23 protein-coding genes are annotated in these 26,186 nt (G+C 69.7%); 1 reads left to right on the top strand and 22 read right to left on the bottom strand.

The genetic code is table 11. The features are described from left to right. Nucleotides 1-93 precede the first annotated feature (93 nt). The 22 genes from pyrF to IE157_RS06280 all read right to left on the bottom strand — a co-directional run bounded on the left by pyrF (nt 94) and on the right by IE157_RS06280 (nt 25,033). A complete protein-coding gene (pyrF, locus tag IE157_RS06385; protein WP_404820613.1) occupies nt 94-1,050 on the bottom strand; it encodes an orotidine-5'-phosphate decarboxylase in 957 nt (318 codons plus the stop codon). A 40-nt stretch (nt 1,051-1,090) separates the two neighbouring features. Next, the gene (gene carB / locus IE157_RS06380; protein ID WP_193519468.1) at nt 1,091-4,411 is read right to left on the bottom strand and encodes a carbamoyl-phosphate synthase large subunit; all 3,321 of its coding nucleotides are present in this window, start codon (nt 4,409-4,411) and stop codon (nt 1,091-1,093) included. Beyond that, nucleotides 4,411-5,595, bottom strand: coding sequence for a glutamine-hydrolyzing carbamoyl-phosphate synthase small subunit (carA, locus tag IE157_RS06375; protein ID WP_193519467.1), 1,185 nt, complete (start codon nt 5,593-5,595; stop codon nt 4,411-4,413). The genes carB and carA overlap by 1 nt, the downstream gene beginning before the upstream one ends. Nucleotides 5,596-5,652: 57 nt before the next feature. Then, nucleotides 5,653-6,147 carry a PH-like domain-containing protein gene (locus IE157_RS06370; protein ID WP_064845878.1) on the bottom strand — a complete coding sequence of 165 codons (495 nt, stop codon included), beginning with the start codon at nt 6,145-6,147 and terminating at the stop codon, nt 5,653-5,655. A gap of 22 nt (nt 6,148-6,169) precedes the next feature. After that, nucleotides 6,170-7,480: a dihydroorotase gene (locus IE157_RS06365; RefSeq protein ID WP_193519466.1), complete on the bottom strand. Its 1,311-nt coding sequence runs from the start codon at nt 7,478-7,480 to the stop codon at nt 6,170-6,172. Nucleotides 7,481-7,490: 10 nt separating this feature from the next. Further along, complete coding sequence (locus IE157_RS06360; protein WP_064845879.1) at nt 7,491-8,474, bottom strand: aspartate carbamoyltransferase catalytic subunit; 984 nt, start codon at nt 8,472-8,474, stop codon at nt 7,491-7,493. Continuing rightward, the gene (gene pyrR / locus IE157_RS06355; protein ID WP_064845880.1) at nt 8,471-9,133 is read right to left on the bottom strand and encodes a bifunctional pyr operon transcriptional regulator/uracil phosphoribosyltransferase PyrR; all 663 of its coding nucleotides are present in this window, start codon (nt 9,131-9,133) and stop codon (nt 8,471-8,473) included. Before pyrR ends, IE157_RS06360 begins: the two co-directional genes overlap by 4 nt. Nucleotides 9,134-9,241: 108 nt before the next feature. Beyond that, nucleotides 9,242-9,658 (bottom strand): transcription antitermination factor NusB, encoded by a 417-nt coding sequence (gene nusB / locus IE157_RS06350; protein WP_064845881.1) that lies wholly within the window; start codon nt 9,656-9,658, stop codon nt 9,242-9,244. Further along, nucleotides 9,655-10,218 (bottom strand): elongation factor P, encoded by a 564-nt coding sequence (gene efp, locus IE157_RS06345; protein WP_064845882.1) that lies wholly within the window; start codon nt 10,216-10,218, stop codon nt 9,655-9,657. The genes nusB and efp overlap by 4 nt, the downstream gene beginning before the upstream one ends. Before the next feature lie 146 nt (nt 10,219-10,364). Further along, nucleotides 10,365-11,450, bottom strand: a complete 1,086-nt coding sequence (gene aroB, locus IE157_RS06340) for a 3-dehydroquinate synthase (protein WP_064845883.1) — start codon at nt 11,448-11,450, stop codon at nt 10,365-10,367. Beyond that, a complete protein-coding gene (locus IE157_RS06335; RefSeq protein ID WP_064845884.1) occupies nt 11,447-12,004 on the bottom strand; it encodes a shikimate kinase in 558 nt (185 codons plus the stop codon). The genes aroB and IE157_RS06335 overlap by 4 nt, the downstream gene beginning before the upstream one ends. Next, the gene (aroC, locus tag IE157_RS06330) at nt 12,001-13,251 is read right to left on the bottom strand and encodes a chorismate synthase (protein ID WP_193519465.1); all 1,251 of its coding nucleotides are present in this window, start codon (nt 13,249-13,251) and stop codon (nt 12,001-12,003) included. Before aroC ends, IE157_RS06335 begins: the two co-directional genes overlap by 4 nt. Nucleotides 13,252-13,344: 93 nt before the next feature. After that, nucleotides 13,345-14,262, bottom strand: coding sequence for a shikimate dehydrogenase family protein (locus IE157_RS06325; RefSeq protein WP_098053480.1), 918 nt, complete (start codon nt 14,260-14,262; stop codon nt 13,345-13,347). A gap of 10 nt (nt 14,263-14,272) precedes the next feature. Next, nucleotides 14,273-15,472: an endolytic transglycosylase MltG gene (gene mltG / locus IE157_RS06320; RefSeq protein WP_193519464.1), complete on the bottom strand. Its 1,200-nt coding sequence runs from the start codon at nt 15,470-15,472 to the stop codon at nt 14,273-14,275. A gap of 92 nt (nt 15,473-15,564) precedes the next feature. Beyond that, complete coding sequence (ruvX, locus tag IE157_RS06315; protein WP_098053481.1) at nt 15,565-16,068, bottom strand: Holliday junction resolvase RuvX; 504 nt, start codon at nt 16,066-16,068, stop codon at nt 15,565-15,567. Further along, entirely contained in the window at nt 16,068-18,755 is a 2,688-nt protein-coding gene (alaS, locus tag IE157_RS06310) for an alanine--tRNA ligase (RefSeq protein ID WP_193519463.1), read from the bottom strand. The genes ruvX and alaS overlap by 1 nt, the downstream gene beginning before the upstream one ends. Next, entirely contained in the window at nt 18,755-19,213 is a 459-nt protein-coding gene (locus IE157_RS06305; RefSeq protein ID WP_193519462.1) for a hypothetical protein, read from the bottom strand. The genes alaS and IE157_RS06305 overlap by 1 nt, the downstream gene beginning before the upstream one ends. A 2-nt stretch (nt 19,214-19,215) precedes the next feature. Then, the gene (locus IE157_RS06300; RefSeq protein WP_064845891.1) at nt 19,216-19,695 is read right to left on the bottom strand and encodes a DUF948 domain-containing protein; all 480 of its coding nucleotides are present in this window, start codon (nt 19,693-19,695) and stop codon (nt 19,216-19,218) included. A gap of 224 nt (nt 19,696-19,919) precedes the next feature. After that, nucleotides 19,920-20,561, bottom strand: a complete 642-nt coding sequence (rpsD, locus tag IE157_RS06295; RefSeq protein WP_064845892.1) for a 30S ribosomal protein S4 — start codon at nt 20,559-20,561, stop codon at nt 19,920-19,922. A gap of 222 nt (nt 20,562-20,783) precedes the next feature. Further along, nucleotides 20,784-22,283 carry a glycerol kinase GlpK gene (gene glpK, locus IE157_RS06290; protein WP_193519638.1) on the bottom strand — a complete coding sequence of 500 codons (1,500 nt, stop codon included), beginning with the start codon at nt 22,281-22,283 and terminating at the stop codon, nt 20,784-20,786. A gap of 126 nt (nt 22,284-22,409) precedes the next feature. Next, on the bottom strand, nt 22,410-23,195 hold the full coding sequence (locus IE157_RS06285; RefSeq protein WP_193519461.1) for an MIP/aquaporin family protein: 786 nt from the start codon (nt 23,193-23,195) through the stop codon (nt 22,410-22,412). A gap of 110 nt (nt 23,196-23,305) precedes the next feature. Next, nucleotides 23,306-25,033, bottom strand: a complete 1,728-nt coding sequence (locus IE157_RS06280) for a glycerol-3-phosphate dehydrogenase/oxidase (protein ID WP_064845894.1) — start codon at nt 25,031-25,033, stop codon at nt 23,306-23,308. 176 nt (nt 25,034-25,209) lie between these two features. On the opposite strand from IE157_RS06280, the gene IE157_RS06275 reads away from it, so the two are divergent. Continuing rightward, a complete protein-coding gene (locus tag IE157_RS06275; RefSeq protein WP_098055910.1) occupies nt 25,210-26,178 on the top strand; it encodes a sugar-binding transcriptional regulator in 969 nt (322 codons plus the stop codon). Nucleotides 26,179-26,186 lie beyond the last annotated feature (8 nt).

Genomic DNA, 26,186 nt, shown 5'->3' with positions numbered 1-26,186 from the left:
CTGAAAGTACCGGACACGTTTGCCGCCGTAAACACGATGAACGCCCCCCTGACGTGGCCTTTCGGGCCGCCGCCAGGGGCGTTCACGGGGGTCTCAGGAGAGCTGGAGGTGCGTGCGTAGTTCCTCGGTGCTGCGGTCGATGGCGTCCCGCAGCGCGGGGACGTCGGGACCGTGACGCAGCACACCTCGCGAGGAGTTCGCGAGCACTGTGGGCCTGACGTGCTCAAACACCGTGGCCACGGCCGCGGCGTCCGCGCCCTGGGCACCGTAACCGGGGGCCAGGATCGGCCCGTTCAGGGTGCTCAGATCGATGTCCAGGGACGCCAGGGCCTCCCCCACGGTCGCCCCGATCACCGCTCCACACGAGCCCAGGGTGGTCACCGACGGTGACGTCACGATTTCATCACGATTGTTCCCGGCCCCCGTATTGGCGCCGGTGACGCCGCGAACGGCCGCCGCGGTGGCGCCGTCCGACGGCGCCGTCGAACCGTCCGGGGACGACGACGCCGTGCCCGGCCGGGGCTGCGCCGTCGCGTTCTCCCGGGCGATCGCGGCCAGGACGGACCCGGCCACGGACCCGGTGCCGCCCACGTGCTGGACGGACGCGCCCTCCGGGTTGGAGGTCAGCGCGAGCACGAACGTCCCGCGCCCGGTCTCACGCGCGAGGTCCAGTGCCGGGCGCAGGGACTCGAAGCCGAGGTAGGGACTCAGCGTCACGGCGTCGGCCGCGAGGGGCGAGTCGTCGGAGAGCCACGCGCTCGCGTAGGCCGCCATGGTGGAACCGATGTCCCCGCGCTTGGCGTCCGCGATGCTCAGCAGCCCGGCCGCGCGGGACTCCCGCAGGACGCGCTCGAGCACCGCGAAGCCCGCGGAACCGTACGCCTCGAACAGGGCGACCTGCGGTTTCACGGCCGCACACCGCTCCGCCGCGGCCTCCAGGACGCCCAGCGCGAAGCGTTCGAGGCCGTTCGCCGTGGCGGGCAGCCCCCACGCGTCCAACAGGGACGGGTGGGGGTCGATGCCCACGCACAATGGACCCGCAACGGTCATCGCCCGTTCGAGGCGGGCCCCGAAGGGAACGCGCGCGAACTCAGCCACGGGTGTCCCCCGCGGCGACCTGCTCCCGCAGCTTCTGCTCGTGCTCCTGCAGGGACGTCACGGACCACGAGTACTGCCGCTGCGCGGTGATCGCCTGCAGCGCCGCACCGAGCTCCGAGACCGTCGTCATGGTGGGCACGCCCACGGACGTGGCCGCCGCACGGATCTGGTACCCGTCGCCGCGGGCCTGCTGACCGCCGGAGGGCGTGTTGAAGATCAGGTCGATCTTCCCGTCCGTGATCAGGTCCGCGACCGAGGGGGACCCGTCGTCGGCGTCGGCGATCTTGGCCACGACCGTGGACTCGATGCCGTTGCGCCGCAGCACCTGGGCCGTGCCGCCCGTGGAGACGATCTCGAAGCCCAGGTCCGCGAACATCTTCACGGGGATCACCGCGGAGCGCTTGTCCTTGTTGGCCACCGAGACGAACAACCGCCCGGACGTGGGCAGCGGCCCGCCCGCGGCGGCCTGCGCCTTGGCGAACGCGGTGTCGAAGTAGCGGTCGATGCCCATGACCTCACCCGTGGAGCGCATCTCGGGGCCCAGCAGGGAGTCCACCACGGTGCCCTCCGGGGTGCGGAAGCGCGCGAACGGCAGCACGACCTCCTTGACCGCGGTGGGGGTCTGCTCGGGCAGGGTCGTGCCGTCGTAGTCCGCGGGGAGCATCCCCTGCTCGCGCAGCTCGGCCACGGTGCGCCCGGTACCGATCAGCGCGGCGGCCTTGGCCATCTGCACGCCCGTGGCCTTGGACACGAACGGCACCGTGCGCGAGGCCCGCGGGTTGGCCTCGATCACGTAGAGCACATCTGAGGCGAGAGCGAACTGCAGGTTGATCAGACCCTTCACGCCCACGCCGCGCGCAATGGCTTCGGTGGCCTCGCGCACGCGGGAGATCACGTCCGGGCCCAGGGTGATGGGGGGCAGCACGCACGCGGAGTCACCGGAGTGGATCCCGGCCTCCTCGATGTGCTCCATGATCCCGCCCACGTAGCAGTCCTTGCCGTCGTAGAGCGCGTCCACGTCGATCTCGATCGCGTCCTCGAGGAACTTGTCGATCAGGGCCGGGCGGCTCGGGCTGACCTCGGTCGCGTTCTCGAGGTAGGACTTCAGGGACGCCTCGTCGTAGACGATCTCCATCCCGCGCCCCCCGAGCACGTAGGACGGGCGCACCAGCACGGGGTAGCCGATCTCGTGGGCGATCCGGCTGGCCTGCTCGAAGGTGTGGGCCGTGCCGTTCTTGGGCTGGCGCAACCCCGCCTCAGTGAGCACGCGCGCGAACTCCCCGCGGTCCTCGGCCAGGTCGATCGCCTCGGGGGTCGTCCCGAGGATCGGCACGCCCGCGGCCTTGAGGTCAGCCGCGAGCTTGAGCGGGGTCTGCCCGCCGAGCTGCACGAAGACACCGAGCAGCCCACCCGAGCGGCGCTCGGCCTCCACGACCTCCATGACGTCCTCGAACGTGAGCGGTTCGAAGTACAGCCTCGTGGAGATGTCGTAGTCGGTCGAAACGGTCTCCGGGTTGCAGTTGAGCATCACGGTCTCGTACCCGGCCTCGCGCAACACCATGGACGCGTGCACGCACGAGTAGTCGAATTCGATCCCCTGCCCGATCCGGTTGGGCCCGGAACCCAGGATCATGACCGAAGGCTTCTCGTGCGGGGCCACCTCCGTTTCGCGGTCGTAGCTCGAGTAGTGGTACGGGGTGAACGCCTCGAACTCGGCGGCGCACGTGTCCACGGTCTTGTAGACGGGGCGGATGTCCAGCGCGTGGCGCACCCCGCGCACCACCGATTCCTCGAGGTGGACCAGCTCACCGATCTGGGCATCGGAGAAGCCGTGGCGCTTGGCCTCCCGCAGCGTGACCGGGCGCAGGTCCGGGTCCGCGCGCACCAGGTCCGCGGTCTCGTTGAGCAACTGGATCTGGTCCAGGAACCACGGGTCGATCGCCGTGGCCTCGAAGACCTGTTCCACGCTCGCACCCGCGAGAAGGGCCTGCTGCACGTTGCGCAACCGGTGGGTGGTGGTCTCGCGGCACGTCTCCACGAGCCGGGCCACCGTGTTGGGCCCGGGCTCCACGGCCGGGCGGGCGAAGCTGAAGGACGAAGCCTTCTGCTCGAGCGAGCGCATGGCCTTCTGCAGCGCCTCGGTGAAGTTGCGCCCGATCGCCATGGCCTCACCCACCGACTTCATGGTCGTAGTCAGCGTGGGGTCCGCGGCCGGGAACTTCTCGAACGCGAAGCGCGGGACCTTCACGACCACGTAGTCCAGGGTGGGCTCGAAGCTCGCGGGGGTCTTCTGCGTGATGTCGTTGGGGATCTCGTCGAGCGTGTACCCCAGGGACAGCTTGGTCGCGATCTTGGCGATCGGGAAGCCCGTGGCCTTGGACGCGAGCGCCGAGGAACGGGAGACGCGCGGGTTCATCTCGATGACCACGATCCGCCCGGTTGCGGGTTCCACCGCGAACTGGATGTTGCACCCGCCTGTGTCCACGCCCACTTCACGGATCACGGCGATCGCGATGTCACGCATGCGCTGGTACTCGCGGTCGGTCAGGGTCAGGGCCGGGGCCACAGTGATCGAATCGCCCGTGTGCACGCCCACCGGGTCCACGTTCTCGATCGAGCACACGACCACCACGTTGTCGTTGGCGTCGCGCATCATCTCGAGCTCGTACTCCTTCCACCCCAGGATGGACTCCTCGAGGAGCACCTCCGAGGTGGGTGAGTACTGGATCCCGGCGCCGGCGATGCGGTGCAGATCGGTCTCGTCGTACGCGAGACCCGAGCCCAATCCGCCCATCGTGAAGGACGGGCGCACGACCATGGGGTAACCGAGCTTCTCGGCGGCGACGAGCGCCTCGTCCATGGAGTGCACGATGATCGAGCGCGCGGACTCCGCGCCGCAGCGTTCGACGACGCCCTTGAAGGCCTCGCGGTCCTCGCCCAGGTTGATCGCGTCCACGTCCGCGCCGATCAGCTCGACGTCGTACTTCTCGAGCACGCCGTTGGCGTCCAGGGCCAGGGCCGTGTTCAGCGCGGTCTGCCCGCCCAGGGTGGGCAGCACGGCGTCGGGACGTTCCTTCGCGATGATCTTCTCGACCGTCTCCGGGGTGATGGGTTCCACGTAGGTGGCGTCCGCGAACTCGGGATCGGTCATGATCGTGGCCGGGTTGGAGTTGACCAGGATCACGCGCAGCCCCTCATCCTTGAGCACGCGCAGGGCCTGGGTCCCGGAGTAGTCGAACTCGGCGGCCTGCCCGATCACGATGGGACCGGAGCCGATCACCAGGACGCTGTTGAGGTCTTGCCTGCGGGGCATTACTTGTCTCCTGCTTCCGGATCGGGGCTCTGACCGGCCCGGTCCATCATGTCGATAAAGCGGTCGAAGAGGTAGGCGGAGTCGTGCGGACCCGCGGCGGCCTCGGGGTGGTATTGCACCGAGAACGCGGGGATGTCCTCGCAGCGCAGTCCTTCCACGACGTCGTCGTTGAGCCCCACGTGGGACACGCTGACTCGCCCGTAGCGTGACTCGGGCGCGGTCACGGGCTCCCCCACGGGCGCGTCCACCGCGAAGCCGTGGTTCTGGGAGGTGATCTCCACCGTGCCCGTGGCGAGGTCCATGACCGGCTGGTTGATCCCGCGGTGGCCGAACGTGAGCTTGTACGTTCCGAAGCCCAGCGCGCGGCCGAGCAGCTGGTTACCGAAGCAGATCCCGAAGAACGGGATGCCCTCGTCCAGCACGCGGCGCAGCAGGGCCACCTGCTCGTCCGCGGTGGCCGGGTCCCCCGGGCCGTTCGAGAAGAACACGCCGTCCGGGTGCAGCGCCTGGACCTGCTCAAAGCTCACGTCCGCGGGCACCACGTGCACACGTACCCCGCGTTCGGCCAGGCGCTGCGGGGTCATGGACTTGATCCCCAGGTCCACCGCGACCACCTCGTGGCGCACCGGGGCGTCCCAGCCGTGCTCGCGCGGCTCCACCACGTAGGTCTCGTCCGTGCTCACGTGCTCGGCGAGCGCGCGGCCCGCCATCCCCGGCTGCTCGGAGACCCGCTGCACGAGCTGGGCCACGGGCTCACCGGCCTGATCGCCGGAGAAGATCCCGGCGCGCATCGCACCCTTGTCGCGCAGGTGGCGGGTCAGCGCGCGGGTGTCCACGCCCTGGATCCCGGTGATGCCCTGCTCGGCGAGCTCCTCGTCCAGGCTGCGCTCGCTGCGCCAGTTGGAGGGCCGGCGGGCGGGGTCACGCACCACGAAGCCGTTGACCCAGATCTTGCGGGATTCCATGTCGTCCAGGTTCACGCCCGTGTTGCCGATGTGCGGGGCGGTCTGGATCACGATCTGCCCCGCGTACGAGGGGTCGGTCAGGGTCTCCTGGTAGCCGGTCATCCCGGTCGCGAAGACCGCTTCGCCGAAGGCCGTCCCGGGGGCACCCCAGGCGCGGCCCTCGAACACCGTGCCGTCCTCGAGGACCATGACGGCCGGTTCGATGCGTGGTGAGTTCATGACGAACTCCTTTCGTTGAGCGTGCCGGGAGCGTGAGGGCTCCCGGGAATTCGGTTCTCAGGCGTCCAGCAGGGCCGACGCCGCGTCCTCCAGTTGTCGGGATCCCTCACCGGTGCGCGCGCGGAAGCCGGTGTCCACGCGGGTGTCCCCGAGGTCCCAGGTCAGCACCACGAGTCCGTCGCGTTCCACGAACTTGCCGACCATCCCGGACGCGGTGGACACCGCGCGCAGATCCGCCCGTGGAATGAACACGTCCGGGGCGCCCTGGCGGTTGAGGAACACGCCGTCCGGGGCCACGATCGCCTCCGCGTTCGTGCGCACCCCCAGGTCATGCCCCGCGATACGTTCGAGCGGTTGGGCGGTGTAGGTGGTGACCACGTACATCCCGTCCACGCGCGCGGTGGCCCGCTGCAGCAGGTCCCGGGGCGCCTGGGCCGGCGCGGCCAAGCCCGCCTGGCGTCGCACCCGACCCCGCCAACCCCACCGGATCAGGGCGAAGAGCACCACGACGATCAGGATGGTCAACAGGGTGGGTACGAGCTTGTCCGACATGGGCGGCCTTTCGTGGGGGTGGTCAGCGGGTCAGCGGCGTGGCGGGTTCGCCGTCGCGCACCACGGGGTGACCGCGGTAGAACGTGGCGCGCACACCGCCGGGCAGGGTCATCCCCCGGTACGGACTATTGCGGCCCTTGGACGCGTGGATCGTGGGATCCACGGGGGTCTGCCCGCTGGGGTCCCACAGCACGATGTTCGCGGTGGCCCCGGGGGCCAGTTCCTGGCCCTGGTCGGTCAGGCCCAGGATCCGGGCGGGGGTGCGGGACATGATCTGCGCCACGCGCTCCCACCCGATCAACCCGGTGTCCACGAGGGTCGACTGGACCACCGCGAGGGCGGTCTCCAGACCCGTCATGCCGTGGGCCGCGCAGCTCCACTCGCATTCCTTGTCCTCCGCGGTGTGCGGGGCGTGGTCCGTGCCGATCACGTCGATCGTGCCCTCGGCCACGGCACGGCGCAGGGCCTGGACGTCGTCGTCCGTGCGCAGCGGCGGGTTGACCTTGTAGACGGGGTCGAAGGTGCGCACGAGTTCGTCGGTGAGCAACAGGTGGTGCGGGGTGACCTCCGCGGTCACGGCCACGCCGCGCTCCTTGGCCCAGCGCACGATGTCCACGGACCCCTTGGTGGAGAGGTGGCAGATGTGCAGGCGGGAGTCCACGTGCTGGGTCAGCAGCACGTCCCGGGCGATGATCGCCTCCTCGGCCACCGCGGGCCAGCCCGTGAGACCGAGGTCCGCGGAGACCGCGCCCTCGTTCATCTGGGCGCCCTCGGTCAGGCGCGGTTCCTGGGCGTGCTGGGCGATGATCCCCCCGAAGGACTTGACGTACTCGAGGGCCCGGCGCATCAACACGGGGTCGTGGACGCACTTGCCGTCGTCGGAGAACATCCGTACACCCGCGCGGGACTCCGCCATCGCGCGGATCTCGGACAGCTGCGTGCCCTTGAGCCCCACCGTGACCGCGCCCACCGGGTGGACGTCCGCCCAGCCTGCGTCGCGGCCCAGCTGCCACACCTGCTCGACCACGCCGGCGGTGTCCGCCACGGGGTGGGAGTTGGCCATCGCGAACACCGCGGTGAACCCGCCGCGGGCCGCCGCACGCGTTCCGGTCTCCACGGTCTCGGCGTCCTCATGACCCGGTTCGCGCAGGTGGGTGTGCATGTCCACGAGACCCGGAAGGGCCACGGCGCCGGCAGCGTCGATCACGTCCGTGCCCTCGGGCACGTCCAGGGTGCCCACGGGCCCCACGGCGGCGATCACCCCGTCCGTGAGCAACAGGTCCGCGGGCTCACCGCCCTCGGGGCGGGCGTTGCTGATCAGGTAGGAGCTCATGCGGGCCACCTCAGTTCTCACTCGGGTACGGGGAGCTCTCGTCGCCGGAGAGCAATAGGAACAACACGGCCATCCGCACGGCCACACCGTTGGCCACCTGCTCCAACACGGTGGAGCGCGGGGAGTCGGCGGCCTCTGAGGAGATCTCCAGGCCGCGGTTCATGGGCCCGGGATGCATGAACACCGTGGGCGCACCCATGTGCTCGAGGCGCTGCACGCGCTGGGACGTGAGCCCCCAGCCGCGCGTGTACTCGGCCTCGCTCGGGAAGAACGCGGCGTTCATGCGCTCACGCTGCAACCGCAGCATCATCACGGCGTCCGGGGCCTCGGCCAGCACGGCGTCCAGGTCGTAGCCGACCTCGCACGGCCAGTCGTCCATGGCCACGGGGACCAGGGTGGGCGGGGCCACGAGCGTGACGCGTGCGCCCAGGGTCGTGAGCAACCACACGTTGGAGCGGGCCACGCGGGAGTGCAGCACGTCCCCCACGATCACCACGTGCATCCCCTCGAGGTCCATCCCGGTGCTCGCCATGCCCGTGGCCCGCGAGCGCACGCGGCGCAGGGTCATGGCGTCGAGCAGGGCCTGGGTGGGGTGCGCGTGCTTGCCGTCCCCGGCGTTGATCACCGCGGCGTCGATCCACCCGGAGTCCGCGAGCTGCTGCGGGGCGCCGGAGGACGCGTGACGGATCACCACGGCGTCCGCGCTCATGGCCATGAGCGTCTGTGCGGTGTCCTTGAGCGACTCGCCCTTGGACACCGAGGAGCCCTTGGCGGAGAAGTTGATCACGTCCGCGCTGAGCCGTTTGGCCGCGGTCTCGAACGAGATCCGCGTGCGCGTGGAGTCCTCGAAGAACAGGTTGACCACGGTGCGCCCACGCAGGGCGGGCAGTTTCTTGACCGAGCGCGAGGACACGGCGGCCATCTGGTCCGCGGTGTCCAGGATCCGCACTGCCTCGGGGTAGCTCAGCTCGTTGGTCGTCAGCAGGTGCTTCATACGCGCGGCCCCTTCCCGGCGGTACCGGGGGCGCGGGCGACGTCATCGTCGGAGACCACCGGCGAGTCGATGATCACGCAGTCCTCGTGACCCCTCGCGCGCGGCTGGGGATCGGACTCGCGCAGCAGCACGCGGACCTTCTCGTGGGAGGACGTGGGCAGGTTCTTGCCCACGTGATCCGCGCGGATGGGCAGCTCGCGGTGGCCACGGTCCACGAGCACGGCCAGGCGCACCGCGTTGGGGCGTCCCACGTCCACGAGGGCGTCCAGGGCCGCGCGGATCGTGCGCCCCGAGAACAGGACGTCGTCCACGAGCACCAGGGTGCGCCCGTCGATCCCGGAGCCCGGGATCACCGTGGGTTGCGGGGTGCGCGCGGGATGACGCCGCAGGTCGTCGCGGTACATCGTGATGTCGAGCTGACCCGTGCTCTGTTGCGCGTGGAAGTCGGGGTCGATCTGCTCGAGCTTGGCGGCCAACCGCTGGGCCAAGGGGTAGCCGCGACGGGCGATCCCCAGCAGCACGAGACCCCGGGAGCCCTTGTTGGACTCGAGGATCTCGTGGGCGATCCGGGACAGGGCCCGGTCGATGTCGGGTGTCGAGAGAATTACGCGGGACGTCATGCTCCGCGGTGACTGCTCGGCGTGTTCGGGCACGCTCACGTGCCGCCTCCTTCCCCGCCTCACCGGACGGACTTAAAGGGTGCGATCCGTAGTCGAAGCTACCACACGAAAAACCCCGGCCCGTGGCGAGCACGGACCGGGGTGGGTTCAGTCGTCGAGCAGGGAGGGCTTGACCTTCTGCAGCCGCCCCAGCAGCCCGTTGACGAAGCGAGGCGAATCGTCCGTGGACAGCTGCCGGGCCACGGCCACCGCCTCCGCGACGGCCACGCCGTCCGGGATCTCCGAGTTGTACAGCAGCTCCCATGCCCCCACGCGCAGCACGTTGCGGTCCACCGCCGGCATCCGGTCTAGCTCCCAGCCCTGGGAGTAGGTCTCCAGGAACTCGTCGATGTCCTCGCGCCGGTCGTGGACGCCCTCGAGGATGTCCACCGTGTACGGGTTGATGGGCGAGGAGGAGTTCTCCCGCCGCCGCACCAAGGCGTCCCGGACGGATTCGTTACGTTGTTCGGCCTCGAACAGGATCTCGACGGCGCGGATCCGGGCCTTGCTCCGGGCGCCGCTCACTCGTTGACGCGTCCCAGGTAGTCACCGGTGCGAGTGTCGACCTTGACCTTGGTGCCCTGCTCGAGGAACAGCGGGACCTGGATCTGGTAGCCGGTCTCGACCGTGGCGGGCTTGGTGCCGCCCGTGGAGCGGTCACCCTGCAGACCCGGCTCGGTGTAGGTGATCTCGAGCACGACCGACGGCGGCATCTCGATGTACAGGGGCGCGCCCTCGTGCATGGCCACGGTCACGTTCTGGTTCTCGAGCATGAAGTTCGCGGCGTCCCCCACGACGGCGGCCGGCACCGTGATCTGGTCGTACGTGGAGTTGTCCATGAAGACGTAGTCCTCGCCGTCCTGGTACAGGTACTGGTACTCGCTGCGATCCACCGTGGCGGTCTCGATCTTGGCACCGGCATTGAACGTCTTGTCCACCACCTTGCCGCTGGTCACGTTGCGCAGCTTGGTGCGCACGAACGCGCCACCCTTCCCGGGCTTGACGTGCTGGAACTCGATGGTCTGCCAGAGGTTGCCGTCGAGCTTGAGGATGGTGCCGTTCTTGATGTCGTTGCTGGTTGCCACGGTGTCACTTTCTCGTCGGGAACGTCGCCGCACGGCGGCGGGGCGCGTGGAGCCGGACCAGTCTACCGCGTGCGCCCGCTCGCCGTGCCAGCCGAGCAGTGCTCAGGGGCGCGGACGACGGCGCTCGCCGTGCCGTCCGCGCGGGCTCACTCCGCGATCTCCTGGTAGCACGCGAAGAGGATCGCGGGGTCCGGGACCTCCATGATCCGCGGGGCGGCGATCCGGTCCAGCACCACGAAGCGCAACAGGTTGCCGCGGGTCTTCTTGTCCCGCTTCATGACCTCGAGCAACCGGGGCCACTGGTCCGCGCGATACGTCACGGGCAGCCCCAGGGACGTGAGGATCTCGCGGTGCTCGTGCACCACGTCGTCGGACAACGACCCGGCCGCGCGCCCGAGTTCCGCCGCGAAGACCATGCCCACCGACACCGCCGCGCCGTGGCGCCACTGGTAACGCTCGTTGTGCTCGATCGCGTGCCCCAGCGTGTGGCCGTAGTTAAGGTATTCGCGCCGCCCGGATTCCTTCAGGTCCGAGGAGACGACCTCGGCCTTGACCCGGATCCCGCGCTCGATCAGCTCGCGCACCACGGGTGACGCCGCGTCCCGCACCTCCTGCGGGTTCTCCCGGATCAGCTCGAGGATGCGCGGGTCCGCGATGAACCCGCACTTGACCACCTCGGCCATGCCCGTGAGCAGCTCGTTCTGCGGCAGGGTCTGCAACGAGTCCAGATCGCACACGACCGCCGCCGGTGGGTGGAATGCTCCCACGAGGTTCTTGCCCTCGGCGGTGTTGATCCCGGTCTTCCCGCCCACGGCGGCGTCCACCATGCCCAGCAGCGTGGTGGGCAGGTGGATCACGCGCACCCCGCGCAACCACGTGGCGGCCACGAAACCGGCGAGGTCCGTCACGGCGCCGCCGCCCACGGAGACCACGGCGTCCGTGCGCGTGAAGTCCGACTGGCCCATGATCTGCCAGCAGAACGCCGCGACCTCCACGCGCTTGCCCTCCTCAGCGTCCGGGATCTCGGCCACGAAGCTCTGGATCCCGACGGCGGAGAGGTTCTGCTGCACCACGTCACCCGTGGCGCGCAGCGCGCGGGGGTGGATGATGAGCACCTTCTTGACGCGCTCGCCCAGCAGTTCGGGCACGCGGTCCAACAGGCCGTTGCCCACGAGGACGTCGTAGCGGTTGTCGGGACCGCCGTGGACGGGGATGCTGACGGGATCACTCATGCGGTGTGTTCCTTTCCGCGCGGCTGCGCGATCGGTTCGCCCAGCGCGAGGTAGAGCTCACGGGCGATCTGCGCCACGGTGCGCGGCGCGGCGCCGTCGAGCCGGATGGTCGCGAGGCGTTCGAAGGTCTCGCGGCGCTCGGCCATGATCTGGCTCCAGCGGGCCTCGGGATCCGGTTGGAGCATGGGGCGGGTCGTGTTGCCCTTGATCCGCGGACGGACGGTGTCCAGGTCCACCTCCAGGTATGCGACCGTGTGCCCGGCCAGCAGCGGCTGCACGAGCGGGGACATGGGTGCGCCCCCGCCCAGGGAGATCACGCACCCGGCAGTGTCGGGGTCATCGAGCAACTCGGCGACGACCTGCGCCTCGATCCGGCGGAACTCGGCCTCCCCGCGGGCGCGGAACAACCGAGGGATGGGTCCGTAGCGGGACTCGATCACGCGATCGGTGTCCACGTGGGGCAACCCGTAGTGCTCCGCGAGGTGCTGTGCCACGTGGGACTTGCCCGCCGCCATGGGCCCGATCAGCACCACGGGCAGGGCGGGGCGCGTCACGCCAGGTCCCCGCGCACCTCGTCCAGGGCGGCCAGCGCGGCGGGGTCCGCGAGCTCGGGGGACGTGCGCAGGTTGGCGGGGATCCCCGCGAGGTAGGCGTCCTTGTTGCGTACCGTCTCGGTGATCGAGTCGCCGCCGAACTTCTCGAGGGCGGCCTGGGCGAGCACGAGCGCGACCATGGCCTCGGCCACCACGCCGGCCGCGGGTACCGCACACACGTCCGAGCGTTGGTGGTGGGCGCGGGCGGGTTCACCCGTGGCTACGTCCACGGTGTGCAGCGAGCGCGGGACCGTGGCAATGGGCTTCATCGCGGCACGCACGCGCAACAGGTCACCGATCGACATGCCGCCCTCGATGCCGCCGGCGCGATTGGAGACCCGGTGCACGGTCTTGTCGGCAGCCAGCGTCTCGTCGTGGGCCGCGGAGCCCGGGCGCGCGGCGGTGCGGAACCCGTCCCCGACCTCCACGCCCTTGATGGCCTGGATGCCCATCAGGGCCCCGGCCAGGCGCGCGTCCAGGCGTCGGTCCCAGTGCACGTACGAGCCGAGTCCCGGGGGCAGGCCCTCGGCGAGGACCTCGACGACGCCGCCCAGGGTCTCCCCCGCCTTGTGCGCCTCGTCCACCGCGGCCACCATGGCCTCGGAGGTCCCGGCGTCGAAGCAGCGCAGCGGGTCGGCGTCCAGCGCGGCGACGTCGTCCGGGCCGGGCAGCGCGGCGCCCTCGGGCACCGACACTTCCGCGATCGCGGTCGTGTGGGACACGAGCCGCACCCCGAGGGCCGCGAGGACCTGGGAGGCCACGACACCGAGCGCCACGCGCGTGGCCGTCTCTCGGGCCGACGCCCGTTCGAGCACGGGGCGGGCCTCGGCGAAGTCATACTTCTGCATGCCGGTGAGGTCCGCGTGACCGGGGCGCGGGCGGGTCAGGGGCGCGTTGCGGGCCCGGCCCTCGAGCACCGCGGGATCCACCGGGTCGGAGCTCATGACGTCCTGCCACTTGGGCCACTCCGTGTTGGCGATCTCGATCGCGACCGGCCCGCCCTGCGTGAGCCCGTGGCGGACCCCGCCCAGGATGCGCACGCGGTCCTGTTCGAATTTCATGCGGGCGCCGCGGCCGTACCCGAGCCGGCGCCGGGCCAGCGCGTCCTGGATCATCCCGGTGGTCAGTTCCACACCGGCGGGGACACCTTCGATGATCCCCACGAGCGCCTCACCGTGTGATTCCCCGGCCGTGAGCCAACGCAACATCAAAACACTCCAGTTCTCGCCCGGGGTCCACGCCCCGCGGTCAATTCGTTTCGCTCGGTCGTGCGCCCCGGCCCGGGCGGCACGCGCGCCGGGTCACGGCGCGAGTCGTGTGGCCTGCGCGATGCGCACGCGCTGCGGGATGCCACGTTCGGGCCGTCCCACCGCGCGACACATGGCCGCGGTCACCCTGTCCTCGTGCGGTATCGCCGCGAGGGGATCGCCCTGCGTGAACCAGCGGACCTGATCCACGGCCTGGAAGATCAGCATATCGACACCGGGGGCGATCGCGCCCCCCGCGTCCTGCCATGCAGACGCCAGCCGTGAGGGCCACGGGTCGTACGCGGCGTCGAGCAGCACGCCGGACACCGACGGCGCCTGGGCGCGCCACTGCAACGCGAGCTCGTCCGCACCGCGCGGGGGCAAGGTCGCCACGACCACGTCCGCGGTGTGCAGTGCCTCGGCGGCGTACTCCCACGCCACGGTGCGCACCTCGGTGCCCACCGCCCGCGCCACGGCATCGAGGGTCCGTGCGCGCGAGGGTGTCCGCACGACGACGTCCACCGTCTCGGCCCCGAGCCCGTGCAGGGCCGCGACGGCCGCGCTGGCGGTGGCCCCTCCGCCGAGCACGACGGCGCGCGGGGTCTCCGGGATGGCGCCGGCCGCGCTCACGGCGGACATGATGCCCATGACATCTGTGTTGTCCGCGACCACGCGTCCGTCGTCCTCGAACGTGAGTGTGTTGGCCACGCCGAGCGCCCGCACGAGCGGGGTGACCCGGTCGGCGTCTCGGGCGGCGAGGGGTTTCAGGGGCATGGTGACCGAGAACCCGCCCCAGTCCCCCGCAGCCCGGGCGTCCGCCCAGAAGGTGTCCCATTCGCCCACGGGCACGTCCCGGCGCGTGTAGTGCGCCGTGAGCCCCAGGGCCTCGTAGGCGGCCGCGTGCAGCACCGGGGACAGAGAGTGGCCCACGGGGTGCCCCAGCACCGCGGCCCGCACAGAGGATCGCGTCATCGCGCGCCCCTCAGGAGCACTTACCGGGGTTGTCCGAGCACCACTGCTGGTACTCCTGCACGTAGCGCTGGTGCTCCTCGTACGTCTTGGAGAACTTGGTCTCACCGGAGTCGAGGTTCACCGTTACCCAGTAGTAGTAGTCGTTCTTCTCGGGGTTCGCCGCTGCGGCGATCGCGTCGTCGCTCGGGGACCCGATGGGACCCACGGGCAGGCCCGGGTTCGCGTACGTGTTGTACGGATTGGACTTGTCCCGCTTCTCCTCGTCAGTAAGGTGCACGGTGGTCTTGCCGAGCCCGTAGGTCACGGAGGCATCCGACTGGATGAAGCCGCTGGTCTCGCCGTTCGGGTTGTTGATCCGGTTCTCGATCGCCCCGGCCACGGAACGGTAGACCTGCGGCGTGCCCTCGAACTCCACGATGGAGCCGATCGTGAGCACCTCGAACCAGCGGTCCTCGGGGACGTTGTTCTTGGACAGCGTGTCCTTGGTGCGGTCCACCATTTCCTGCAGGATCTGCTCCGCAGTGGCGTCGAGCGGGAAGTGGTACTCCCCCGGGTGCAGCCAGCCCTCCAGGTCGGGGAAGCGGTCCGGGATGCCGAACTTGGCCTTGTCCGTGGCGAGCTTCTCGAACTCGGACTTGTCGATCCCGGTGGCCTGGCTCAGGGCCGCGAACGTGTCCCCCTTGCGCTGGGTCTTGGGGATGGCCGCATAGTGGGTGGCCTCCCCCCGTTCCATGAGGGCGTCGATGGCGGCGTCGGAGCTCATGCGGGTCTTGAGCTGGTACTCCCCGGGCTGGATGAACTGCTCTGGGTAGCGCTGCTGGAACGTGGAGACGAAGTGGGAGGCGTTGGCCACGATGTCCTGCGCCTGCAGGTCCTGGGCGATCTGTCCCGTGGAACTGCCGTCCGCCACGGAGAACGTGACGTCCTGGTCCCCGGAACCGTGGTAGTCCTTGCGTTCGAACAGACCGAACGCGGACCCCAGGACGGCCACGACCACGACCAGAGCCGCGATGAACAGCGCGATCGCCGTGGCCAGGGACGCGCGCGAACGGACCTTGCGGCGCTGCCGCTGTTCCGGGGTCACGTCGTGGTGCTCGAAGGCCCCCGCCAGGCGGGATTCCCCCGCGTCGTTCGAAGAGGTCAGCACGTCACCGTCGGACCGGTGGCCCTGTCCGTCACCGGTGCCGGTCTCCCGCGGCTCTCTGCTCACGAATTCTCTCCGCTCACGAATTCTCTCCGTCCGCCGTGCATGGTGCACATGTGGGGTGCTGCGGGCCAGGATCACCGCCCGCACGGTCAACTCTAATCAGCAGCCCGGTCCGGGACGGGTTCGCCCGGTTCCGTACCGGTCCGCCGCCCCTGGTCCACCGCCGTCTGCAGGAACGTCACCGCGGCGGCCTGATCGACCCTGTCCATGTGATGATGTCGTGACACACCCGAGTCCGACAGCGACCGGTGCGCGCTCACCGTGGACAACCGCTCGTCCACCAGGCGCACCGCTGTGGTGCACCCCCGTGAGCCTAACCGACGAACCAGTGAGGCCGCGTAATCACGAGCCATCCGCGTCGAGGCATTCTCACCGCCGTCGAGGCTGCGCGGCAGCCCCACGTAGACGGTCACCACGTCCCGTTCCTCGCACAACCGGGTGATGATCTTCACATCGAAGGCCTTACGGGGGTTGCTGTCCCGCCCGAGGGTGTCGTGCGGGGTCGCGAGCACGGCGTCGGGGTCGGTCAGGGCGATACCGACCCTGACCGTCCCCACGTCCACGCCCATGCGCACACCGCGTGCGAAGGGTTGCGGCATCAGCCCGCCGTGGCCAGGATCTGCTCGCGGATCCCGGCCAGCGCGTCGGGGATGCGGGCCGGGTCGGAACCGCCGCCCTGGGCCACGTCCGGCTTTCCGCCTCCGCCACCACCGAGCGCGGTCGCTGCGGTGCGCACGAGCTGGCCCGCGGCCAGGCCGGCGTCGCGAGCGGCGTCGTTGACGGCGACGACGACGAGCGGGCGCCCGTTCGCGACACCGGTCACCGCGGCCACGGCGGCGTCGGATCCCAGACGGGCGCGCAGGTCGAGAGCGAGGGTGCGCAGAGCATCCGCCGAGGCGATCTCACCGGCGTCGTGTAGGACGGCGCGCACGGAGCCCACGGTCTGCGCGTCCTGCGCGAGCTGGCCGGCCTGCGCCTGCAGCTGCTGCTGGCGCAGCCCCGCGAGCTGGCGCTCGGTCTCCTTGAGCTTCTCGAGCGTCGCCGCGAGGCGCTCGGGCAGTTCGGCGCTGGACTGGACCTTGAGCATGCCCGTGAGCTGGTTGACCAAGGTGCGCTCGGCGGCCAGGTGGTTGAACGAATTCAACCCCACGAGCGCCTCCACACGGCGGTTGCCCGAGCCCACGGACTGCTCCGAGACCAGGGACAGCGAGCCGAGCTGGGACGTGGAGCCCACGTGCGTGCCACCGCACAGTTCACGTGACCACGGGCCGTTCATCTCGACCACGCGCACCTCGTCCCCGTACTTCTCACCGAACAGGGACATCGCCCCGAGCTTTTTGGCCTCGGCGAGCGGCATCTCGCGGGTCACGACCTCGAAGTCGTCCCGGATCGCGGTGTTGGCGATCTGTTCGATCTCCTGCACCTGGGACGGCGTGAGGGCCTCCCCGTGGGAGAAGTCGAAGCGCAGGTAACCCTCCTTGTTGAACGACCCGCGCTGGACGGCGTCGGGACCCAACACGTCGTGCAGCGCCGCGTGGATCACGTGCGTGCCCGAGTGGGCGGCCTCGCCGTCGTGACGGCGCCGCGAGTCCACGCGCGCGGTGACCTCGTCACCCGTGACGACCTGGCCCGCGGCCACGGTGACCCGGTGCACGGACAGTCCCTTGACGGGTTGCTGGACGTCCTCCACGATCAGGCGCAGCCCGTCCGCGGAGTCGATCACGCCGGTGTCGGCGGCCTGGCCACCAGACTCGGCGTAGAACGGCGTGGCCTCGAGTACGACCTCCACGCGCGCGCCCTCGCTCGCCGCGGGCACCGGGACACCGTCGGCGAGGATCGCGCGCACGGTCGTGGGGGTCACGAGCTCGGTGTAGCCCGTGAACCGGCTGCCGTGGTCGTCCAACAGGCGGCGCAGTTCGGACAGGTCCGCCATGGCGCCCTTCTTGGCGCGCGCGTCCTGCTGGGCCCGCTCACGCTGCTCGGCCATGAGCTCACGGAAGGCCCGCTCGTCCACGGCCACGCCCGCCTCGCCGGCCATCTCCAGGGTCAGGTCGATGGGGAAACCGAACGTGTCGTGCAGCGCGAACGCGTCCGCGCCGCTTAGTGCGCGCTTCTCGCCCTTGGCGAGCTCCACGGCGTGCTCGAGGCGGGTGGTGCCCGACTCGATGGTCTTGAGGAACGCGCGTTCCTCGGCGTACGCGATCTTGGAGATCCGTTCGAAGTCATCCGCGACCACGGGGTAGACGCCCTTCATCGCGTCGCGAGAGCGCGGCAGCAGCACGGGCAGACAAGGGTCCGTCACCCCGAGCAGGCGCATCGCGCGCACCGCGCGGCGCAACAAGCGGCGCAGGATGTACCCGCGGCCCTCGTTGCCCGGCGTGACACCGTCCGCGATCAGCATGAGTGAGGAGCGCACGTGGTCGGCGACGACGCGCATGCGGACGTCGTCCTCGTAGCCCTGCTCCCCCGGCTTCTCCGCGCCGCGGTAGGCGCGACCGGACAGTTCGGCGGCGGCGTCGAGCACGGGGCGGACCTGGTCCGTCTCGTAGAAGTTCTCCACGCCCTGCAGCAGCATGGCCATTCGCTCCACGCCGAGACCGGTGTCGATGTTCTTCTGGGGCAGGTCCCCCAGGATCTCGTAGTCCTTGCCGTTGCCCTCGCCACGCTGGTACTGCATGAACACGAGGTTCCAGATCTCGATGAACCGCTCGTCGTCCACGGCCGGACCGCCGTCCTGGCCGTAGCGCGGACCGCGGTCGTAGAAGATCTCGGAGTCGGGACCCGCGGGGCCCGGCTGGCCGGTGTCCCAGTAGTTCTCGTCCCGGCCCATGCGCTGGATCCGCTCGGAGGGCAACCCCACGGTGTCGTGCCACAGGTCGTAGGACTCCTGGTCCCCCTCGTACACGGTGACCCACAACCGCTCCGGGTCCAGCCCAAAGCCGCCGTCCTCGAGCGAGGAGGTCAGCAGCTCCCACGCCATGGGGATCGCGCCGGACTTGAAGTAGTCACCGAAGGAGAAGTTCCCGGCCATCTGGAAGAACGTGCCGTGCCGGGCGGTCTTGCCGACCTCGTCGATGTCGAGGGTGCGGATGCACTTCTGCACCGAGGTGGCCCGCGAGTACGGGGGCGTCTCCTGGCCCAGGAAGTACGGGATGAACGGGACCATACCGGCAATGGTGAACATGGCTCCGGGCTGCTGCGACACCAGCGAGGCCGAGGGCACCACCTGGTGGCCCTTGCCCTCGAAGTAGCTTAGCCAGCGCTGTGTGATCTCATGGGAGAGCATTACCGGTCATTCCCTTCCGATGGGACGTGTGTGATGATCCGACCCCGGGGGTCGCCCGGTGCGGGGCCCGGTTCGTGGGCGGTGTCCGCCCGCCACGGGGCATCCAGCGGTGGTGCGGCGTGGTGCGGGGCGTCCGGGTGGTTCGCGGTGTGGTCCACGGGCGTGCGCACGCCGAACTTCTCGTGCAGCTCGGCCTCGCGTTCGTTCATTCCCGCGCGCACCCGGGCGGCGAAGTCCTGGAACCGCCGCGCGGCGGTGCGGAAGAGCTCCACGGCGCTCCCGCTCGCGCGGCGTTCGACGGCGCCGTCGGAGCCGCGGCGGGCCACCGCACCCTGGGTGCCGCGCTGCACCTGCCGCCCGATCGCCTCGCGTGCGGCGGGGTCGGAGGCCACGCGCGTGGCCGCTCCGCCCACCACGGCGCCCGCGGCGAGCAGTGCGAGTTTGGACCACAAACCCATGCTCAGCTCCTGGTGTCCGTGGGCCCGGGCGCACGGCCTGCGGCGTGCGCGTCCGTGGACCCGGTGGTCGTGCCGGTCGCTGCGCCACCGGACGCGGCACCGGGCTCGGTATGGGGGCCGGGCCGGGTCTGGGCACCGGCCTGGGGGCTGAACGCGCGGCGCAGCCCGTGGGAGAAGGACGCGACCTTGATCAGCGGCTGCCCCACCGTGGAGGCCACGAGGGAGGACAGTGCGGAGACATTGGCGGAGGCGTCCGAGACGTTGGACGTGATTCCGTCCACCTTCTCGAGCTGGGTGTTGGTGGTGGCCACGGTGCGCGTGACCTCGTCGATCAGCGGGGCGGTGCCGTCGTTGATGGAGCGGATGCTCAGGCGCAGTTCATCGAAGACACGACCTAGCTTGATGATGGGCACCGCGAGCAACCCCACGAGCACCGCGAAGACCAATGCCGCGAGCAATCCGGCGATATCCCCACCGTCCATGGGCGACCACAACTCCGTTCCTACTTCGAGATCAGGGTCGGACCCGCGCGCAAGACCGACCGAAGCGCAACTCTACCCAAGAACCCGGGTGCAACGGGGAATCCGGCGCCACCGGGCCCGGTGTGCCCGTGCGCCGTCGTCCCCGGGATGCGAACAGCCCGCAGCCGAGGGCCGCGGGCTGTTCGCTCGTCACCCGTGACACGGGCGACGGAGGGCACGGAGGATCAGACCATCCGTGCGTAGTACTCCACCACGAGCTGTTCCTCGCAGGTCACGGGGACCTCGGAACGCTGCGGCTTGCGCGTGAGCTTGGCCTGCAGACGGTCGATCGCGACGTCCAGGTAGGCCGGGGTGTCCGGGAGGACATCCTGGTTGGCGCCGGTCGCGGCGATCTGGAACGGGACCATCTTCTCGGAACGCGGGTGCACGTGGACCGTCTGGCCCGGGCGCACGCGGTACGAGGGGCGGTCCACGCGCTGACCGTCCACCATGATGTGGCGGTGCACCACGGCCTGGCGGGCGGCGGCCATCGTGCGGACGAAGCCGGCACGCAGGACAAGGGCGTCAAGACGGGTCTCGAGCAGGGCGATGAGGTTCTCACCGGTCTGACCCTCGACGCGCTTGGCCTCGACGTACGCGCGGTGCATCTGCTTCTCGCGGATGTTGTACTGCGCGCGCAGCCGCTGCTTCTCCATCAGCCGGACCTTGTAGTCGGAGTCCTGCTTGCGGCGGGCCCGGCCGTGCTCACCGGGAGCGTACGGGCGGCGCTCGAAGTACTTCTCGGCCTTCGGCGTCAGCGGGATGCCGAGGGCACGGGACTTGCGCACCTGACGGCGCACACGAACACTGTTGGAGCTGTTGGACACAACTTGCCTTTCATGCGGTTCGACGGCGTACGGGATGGACCCGCGTTCCGTTCTGGGTGGTACTGGCCTCCGGCGCGGGAATCGGTTCCCACGGGAGAGGTGCGGATCAGCCGCAATCCGACGGACCTAGCGTCCGCCGGGCACGCGCGGGATCGTGAGGGTGCCACGGGTCCCGGGAGTGCGCCGACGAGACGTGCCAGCCAACCGTCCACTATAGTCGATTCAGTCCACGTCCTCGTTCACCCAGTCGAACGACTTGGTCACGGCCTTGCCCCAGTTGCGGAACAGCTTCTCCTGCTGCTCACGGTCCCCCTGGGGGTCCCAGCGCTTCTCCTCGGCCCAGTTGCGGGAGATCTCCTCGAGGTCCGCCCAGAAGCCCACGGCGAGACCGGCCGCGTACGCCGCACCCAGGGCCGTGGTCTCAGTGATCTTCGGCCGGATCACGGGCACACCCAGCTGATCCGCCTGGAACTGCATGAGCAGCTCGTTGGCCGTCATGCCACCGTCCACGCGCAGCTCCGTGAGGTCCTGCTTGGAGTCCTTGTTCATGGCCTCGACCACCTCACGGGACTGGTACGCGGTGGCCTCGAGCACGGCACGGGCGATGTGCTCCTTGCGCACGTAACGCGTGAGCCCCACCAGGGCGCCGCGGGCGTCCGGACGCCAGTGCGGTGCGAACAGACCCGAGAACGCGGGGACGAAGTACGCCCCGCCGTTGTCCTCGACCGCGCGCGCGAGCGGCTCGATCTCCTTGGCGTCCTGGATCAGCCCCAGGTTGTCCCGCACCCACTGCACGAGCGAACCCGTGACCGCGATGGAACCCTCCAGCGCGTAGACCGGCTTCTCGCCCTCGATCTGGTAGCACACGGTGGTGATCAATCCGTGCTCGGAACGCACCGGGGTCTCCCCCACGTTCATGAGCAGGAAACTGCCGGTGCCGTAGGTGTTCTTGCCCATGCCGGGTTCGAAACACGTCTGGCCGAACATGGCCGCCTGCTGGTCACCCAGGATGCCAGCGATCGGGACCTGCTTGAGGAACCCGCGGGCGCGGCCCTTGCCGTAGACCTCGCTGCTGCACCGGATCTCCGGGAGCATGGACATGGGCACGCCCACGGTCTCGCACAACTCCTCGTTCCATTCGAGGGTGTCGATGTTCATGAGCAGGGTCCGGGACGCGTTCGTCACGTCCGTGACGTGCACCCCGTCCTCGGAGCCGCCGGTCAAGTTCCACACGAGCCAGCTGTCGGTCGTACCGAAGAGCAGGTCCCCGGCCTCGGCGCGCTCACGGGCGCCCTCCACGTTGTCCAAGATCCACTTGACCTTGGGACCGGCGAAGTAGCTGGCCAGGGGCAGACCCGTGAGCTCGCGGAAGCGTTCCTCCCCGCCGTCCTTGGCGAGTTCGTCTACGATCTCCTGCGTGCGAGTGTCCTGCCACACGATCGCGTTATACACGGGCTCGCCTGTGTTCTTGTCCCACACCACAGTGGTCTCGCGCTGGTTGGTGATACCCACCGCGGCGAGATCGTCCTTGGTCAGCTCGGTCTCTGCGAGCGCGTCCGCGACGCAACGGCGGGTGTTGCGCCAGATCTCCTGTGCATCGTGTTCGACCCACCCGGCGCGAGGGAAGATCTGCTGGTGCTCGTACTGGCCCACACCCATGATGGTGCCGGAATGGTCGAAGACAATGGCGCGGGTGCTCGTGGTGCCCTGATCGATGGCCATCACGTACTGGGGATCACCAGAACCTGTGGTCCTGGTACCTCGGGCGGTCTTGGTGGTGTTTGATTTGCTCATGGTGCTCACTCCTTGGGTCGAGGGGCGGAAATCGATGGGGATGCGTTCAGGGGATCAGAAAGCCGCACCCGGGAACAACTGGAAGACACCGCCGGCGAGCAGCGCGCCGAGGATGGGACCCACGATCGGGACCCACGCGTAGCCCCAGTCGCTATCACCCTTACCTCGGATCGGGAGGATCGCGTGGGCGACGCGAGGGCCCAGGTCACGCGCGGGGTTGATCGCGTAGCCGGTGGGGCCGCCGAGGCTCGCACCGATCCCGACCACGAGCAGCGCCACGGCCAGGGGGCCCAGGCCGGAGGGGGTCCCGCCGAACATGAGGATGACGAAGACCAGGACGAACGTGGCGATCACCTCGGTCAGCACGTTCCACCCCGCGGAGCGGATCTCCGGTCCGGTGGAGAACGTGCCCAGCTTGGCGGCCGGGTCCAGCGGCTCGTCGTAGTGCTGCTTGTACGCGATCCAGCAAACAACGGCACCCAGGAAGGCACCCAGGAACTCGGCGGCCAGGTAGACCACGGTCGACGCGGCGGTGATGGCCACCCCCGGCGCGTAGACATCGGCTCCGGAGGCCCAGATGCCGACCGTCACGGCGGGGTTGAGGTGGGCGCCCGATTGCCAGGCGACGTACACGCCGGCGAACACGGCGAGACCCCACCCGAAGCTGATGAGCAACCAGCCGCCGGCATTGCCCTTGGTCTTGCCCAGGAGGTGGTTGGCCACGACACCGACACCCAGAAGGGTCAGCAGTGCGGTGCCCAGGACTTCGGACCAGAACACCGTGCCCAGGGGCACCACTTCCGCCGCCTCCATGGGCAGCATCGCGTTCAAAGTGGTCATGGATTGACTCCTTGCAGATCGTGTCGTTGTTGGGTGATTTGGACACACCGCCTCCCCATGGCATGAGCCACCGGGAAGCGGTGTCGGCGGGAATGGGACGCCCGCCTACGTCACAGAGTGTTGAGCGAGGGGGCTGCGCTGCGCGCGGCCGCCGCGGAGGCGTCGTCCGTGGTCTGCGCGGCGGCGTCCTCGGCGGCGCACACGGCGCGGTAGGCCTGGATCTCCTGCTCCTTACGGGCGTCGTCCCAGCCCAGTTCGGCGGCGAGCAGATCGGCGACCTCCTCGACCGCGGCCAGACCGTGATCAGGCTGGTCGTAGGACATCCGGGTCCGGGTCTCGAAGACGTCCGAGACGTGCAGGACACCCTCGTGCCGCGCCGCCTGGACCACCTCGGCCCGCAGGTAGGCGGGCGCCGCCGCGAGCGGCCGGGCCAGATCTTCCTGCTCCGCCACGAGGTCCTCGATCTCCGTGATGGCCGATCCGTAGCGGTTCAACAGGTGGTCGACCATGTCGTCGCTCCAGCCGTGGCGTGCGCCGATCCGGTCCGCCTGCCGGGTCATGGGAACGTACCCGTTGGCACCGTGGAGCAGCGTCCGGTCGGTGACCGAGGGCAGGATCTTGGCGCGCTCCTTGCCGAGTGCGAAGTCCACGGCGTCCTGGGCCATGATGCGGTAGGTGGTCAACTTGCCGCCGGCGATCGAGATCAGCCCCGGCGTCGCCTCCGCGACCGTGTGCTCGCGGGAGATCTTGGTGGACGCGGTTTCCGTGCCCTCCTTGACGCCCGGCTGCAGCAACGGCCGCAGACCCGCGTAGGTGCCCATGACGTCGTCCCGGGTCAGGGGCTCGTCCAGGACCACGTTCGCGTGTTCGAGTACGTAGTCGATGTCCGCGGCCGTGGCCACGGGGGCCGAGATGTCCTGCTCGTAGGGGGTGTCCGTGGTGCCGATGATCCAGTAGTGCTCCCACGGGATCACGAACAGCACCGATTTCTCGGTCTGCAGGATCAGGCCCACCTCACCGCGGATCCTGTCCCGGGGCACCACGATGTGGATGCCCTTGGATGCGAGCACCTTGAGGCCCCCGTCCGTGTGGGCCATGTCCTGGGTCTCCTCGGTCCACACGCCGGTGGCCGCGATGACCTTGCGGGCGCGGATCTCGTGCTGCGTGCCGGCCTCCAGGTCCGTGACGCGCGCGCCCACGACGGCGCCGTCGTCGTTCTTGAGGAGTTCCGTGACTCGCGTGCGGGTCGCGGCCAGGGCGCCGTAGCCCACGGCCGTGCGGATGAGCGTCAGCACCAGACGGGCATCGTCCACGCGACCGTCCCAGTACTTGACGGCGCCCACCATGACGCCCGGCTTGATGCTGGGGAACGCCTCCTTCACGCCGCGCTGCGAGAGCTGACGGTGGAAGGGCATGGACGCGACCTTGGAGCCCACGTGGGCCAGGGTGTCGTAGAGACCGACGCCCGCCGTCACGTACGGGCGCTCCCAGAACCGGTGCAGGATCGGGTAGAGGAAGGGGACGGGCTTCACCAGGTGGGGAGCCAGCGTGTAGAGCAGGCGCTCCCGTTCGTGCAGCGCCTCCGTGACGAGCTTGAAGTCGAACTGTTGCAGGTAGCGCAGGCCACCGTGGACCAGCTTGGACGACCAGCGGGACGTCCCTCCCGCCCAGTCCTGGGCCTCCACGATGCCGGTGCGCAGCCCTCGCGTGGCCGCGTCCAGCGCGATGCCGGCGCCCGTGATGCCACCGCCGATCACCAGGACGTCCAACTCGGCCCCTTCGCTCATTTCACGGAGCGCGGCCTGACGGGTCTCGGAATTCAATTGGGTGGCAGTCACAGTATCTTCCTCACTCAATGTCGGTGTGGATGCGGTGTGGCCCGCAGTTCTTGCGGACCACGCTACGCACTGGGATGTGACGTACATCCCATTTCGTAGCGGTGCACACTACCATGTCGCGCCGATGCACGTATGCTCAACCTATTTGCACATGTGTGCACGGGAGGTGAGGGGCGATGCACGACGATTCACTGCTCTACCAAGCCGCGGAACTGTACTTCGTGCAGGACATGACCATGGGTGCCGTGGCCGAGCGGCTGGGGGTCTCACGGTCCACGGTCTCGCGCATGCTGGCGGATGCGAAAGCCAGGGGCATCGTGACGATCACCCTGCGCCCACCCGACACACCCACGGACCGGCTGTCCCGTCGCATCCACGACACGTTCCGGGTCACGGCGCACATCGCGGGGACCCAGCGGGCGTCGCATAGCGGCCAACGACTCGACGCGGTCTCGCGCTACACCGCACAACTACTCGCGTCGTGGGTCCAGGACGGGACGTCCCTGGGGGTCGCGTGGGGCACCACGACCTCCGCGATCGCCTCTCACGTGCGCCACACCAACACCCAGGACGTCTCGGTGGTGCAGCTCAACGGGGCCGCCGGGCCGCGGACGGCCGGCACGGATACGTCCGCCCCACTGCTCTCGACGTTGGCGCAGGCCTTTAACGCCGAGCTGTACCCGTTCCCGACCCCCGCTTTCTTCGACTGGGAACAGACCCGGACGCTGCTCTGGCAGGAATCCTCGGTCCGCCGCATCCTCGCGGCCCGGGCGAGTGTTGACCTGGCGGTGTTCAGCGTGGGGGCCTTCCACGGCCCGGTGCTGTCCCAGGTCTACACGGAGGGTCACCTCAGCTCGTCCGAGCTGCGCAGTCTGAACGCGCACCGCGTCGTCGGGGACATCTGCACCGTCTTCATCCGCGAGGACGGCAGTTACTCGGACATCGAGCTGAACCGGCGGGCCTCCGGACCCACCCCCGCGGATCTCGCCAGGATCCCCCGCCGTGTGTGCGTGGTGTCCGGGCGGCATAAGGTGCGCGGCATCGTGGGTGCGCTGCGGTCGGGGGCGGTGACGGACCTGGTGATCGACGACCTGACCGCCAAGGATGTGCTGGACCACGTGGACGGCGCGGGAGCACGGCCCTGACCACGCAC

This window comes from Kocuria marina (genome assembly GCA_014652975.1).
GTDB classification, from domain to species: Bacteria; Actinomycetota; Actinomycetes; order Actinomycetales; family Micrococcaceae; genus Kocuria; species Kocuria marina.
Note: the sequence above shows the minus strand (reverse complement) of the source record. Positions and strands in the feature narration are given on the sequence as shown.

What these genes read in the sequence shown, in the direction of transcription:
- pyrF (WP_404820613.1), bottom strand. Translation starts at nt 1,050, where the DNA reads ATGACCGTTGCGGGTCCATTGTGCGTGGGCATCGACCCCCACCCGTCC.
- glpK (WP_193519638.1), bottom strand. Translation starts at nt 22,283, where the DNA reads ATGGCCATCGATCAGGGCACCACGAGCACCCGCGCCATTGTCTTCGAC.
- IE157_RS06305 (WP_193519462.1), bottom strand. Translation starts at nt 19,213, where the DNA reads ATGGGTTTGTGGTCCAAACTCGCACTGCTCGCCGCGGGCGCCGTGGTG.
- alaS (WP_193519463.1), bottom strand. Translation starts at nt 18,755, where the DNA reads ATGCTCTCCCATGAGATCACACAGCGCTGGCTAAGCTACTTCGAGGGC.
- aroC (WP_193519465.1), bottom strand. Translation starts at nt 13,251, where the DNA reads ATGTTGCGTTGGCTCACGGCCGGGGAATCACACGGTGAGGCGCTCGTG.
- IE157_RS06365 (WP_193519466.1), bottom strand. Translation starts at nt 7,480, where the DNA reads ATGAGCTCCTACCTGATCAGCAACGCCCGCCCCGAGGGCGGTGAGCCC.
- IE157_RS06360 (WP_064845879.1), bottom strand. Translation starts at nt 8,474, where the DNA reads ATGAAGCACCTGCTGACGACCAACGAGCTGAGCTACCCCGAGGCAGTG.
- IE157_RS06325 (WP_098053480.1), bottom strand. Translation starts at nt 14,262, where the DNA reads ATGACGCGATCCTCTGTGCGGGCCGCGGTGCTGGGGCACCCCGTGGGC.
- carB (WP_193519468.1), bottom strand. Translation starts at nt 4,411, where the DNA reads ATGCCCCGCAGGCAAGACCTCAACAGCGTCCTGGTGATCGGCTCCGGT.
- carA (WP_193519467.1), bottom strand. Translation starts at nt 5,595, where the DNA reads ATGAACTCACCACGCATCGAACCGGCCGTCATGGTCCTCGAGGACGGC.
- IE157_RS06285 (WP_193519461.1), bottom strand. Translation starts at nt 23,195, where the DNA reads ATGACCACTTTGAACGCGATGCTGCCCATGGAGGCGGCGGAAGTGGTG.
- ruvX (WP_098053481.1), bottom strand. Translation starts at nt 16,068, where the DNA reads ATGCCGCAACCCTTCGCACGCGGTGTGCGCATGGGCGTGGACGTGGGG.
- IE157_RS06300 (WP_064845891.1), bottom strand. Translation starts at nt 19,695, where the DNA reads ATGGACGGTGGGGATATCGCCGGATTGCTCGCGGCATTGGTCTTCGCG.
- IE157_RS06370 (WP_064845878.1), bottom strand. Translation starts at nt 6,147, where the DNA reads ATGTCGGACAAGCTCGTACCCACCCTGTTGACCATCCTGATCGTCGTG.
- aroB (WP_064845883.1), bottom strand. Translation starts at nt 11,450, where the DNA reads ATGAGTGATCCCGTCAGCATCCCCGTCCACGGCGGTCCCGACAACCGC.
- IE157_RS06275 (WP_098055910.1), top strand. Translation starts at nt 25,210, where the DNA reads ATGCACGACGATTCACTGCTCTACCAAGCCGCGGAACTGTACTTCGTG.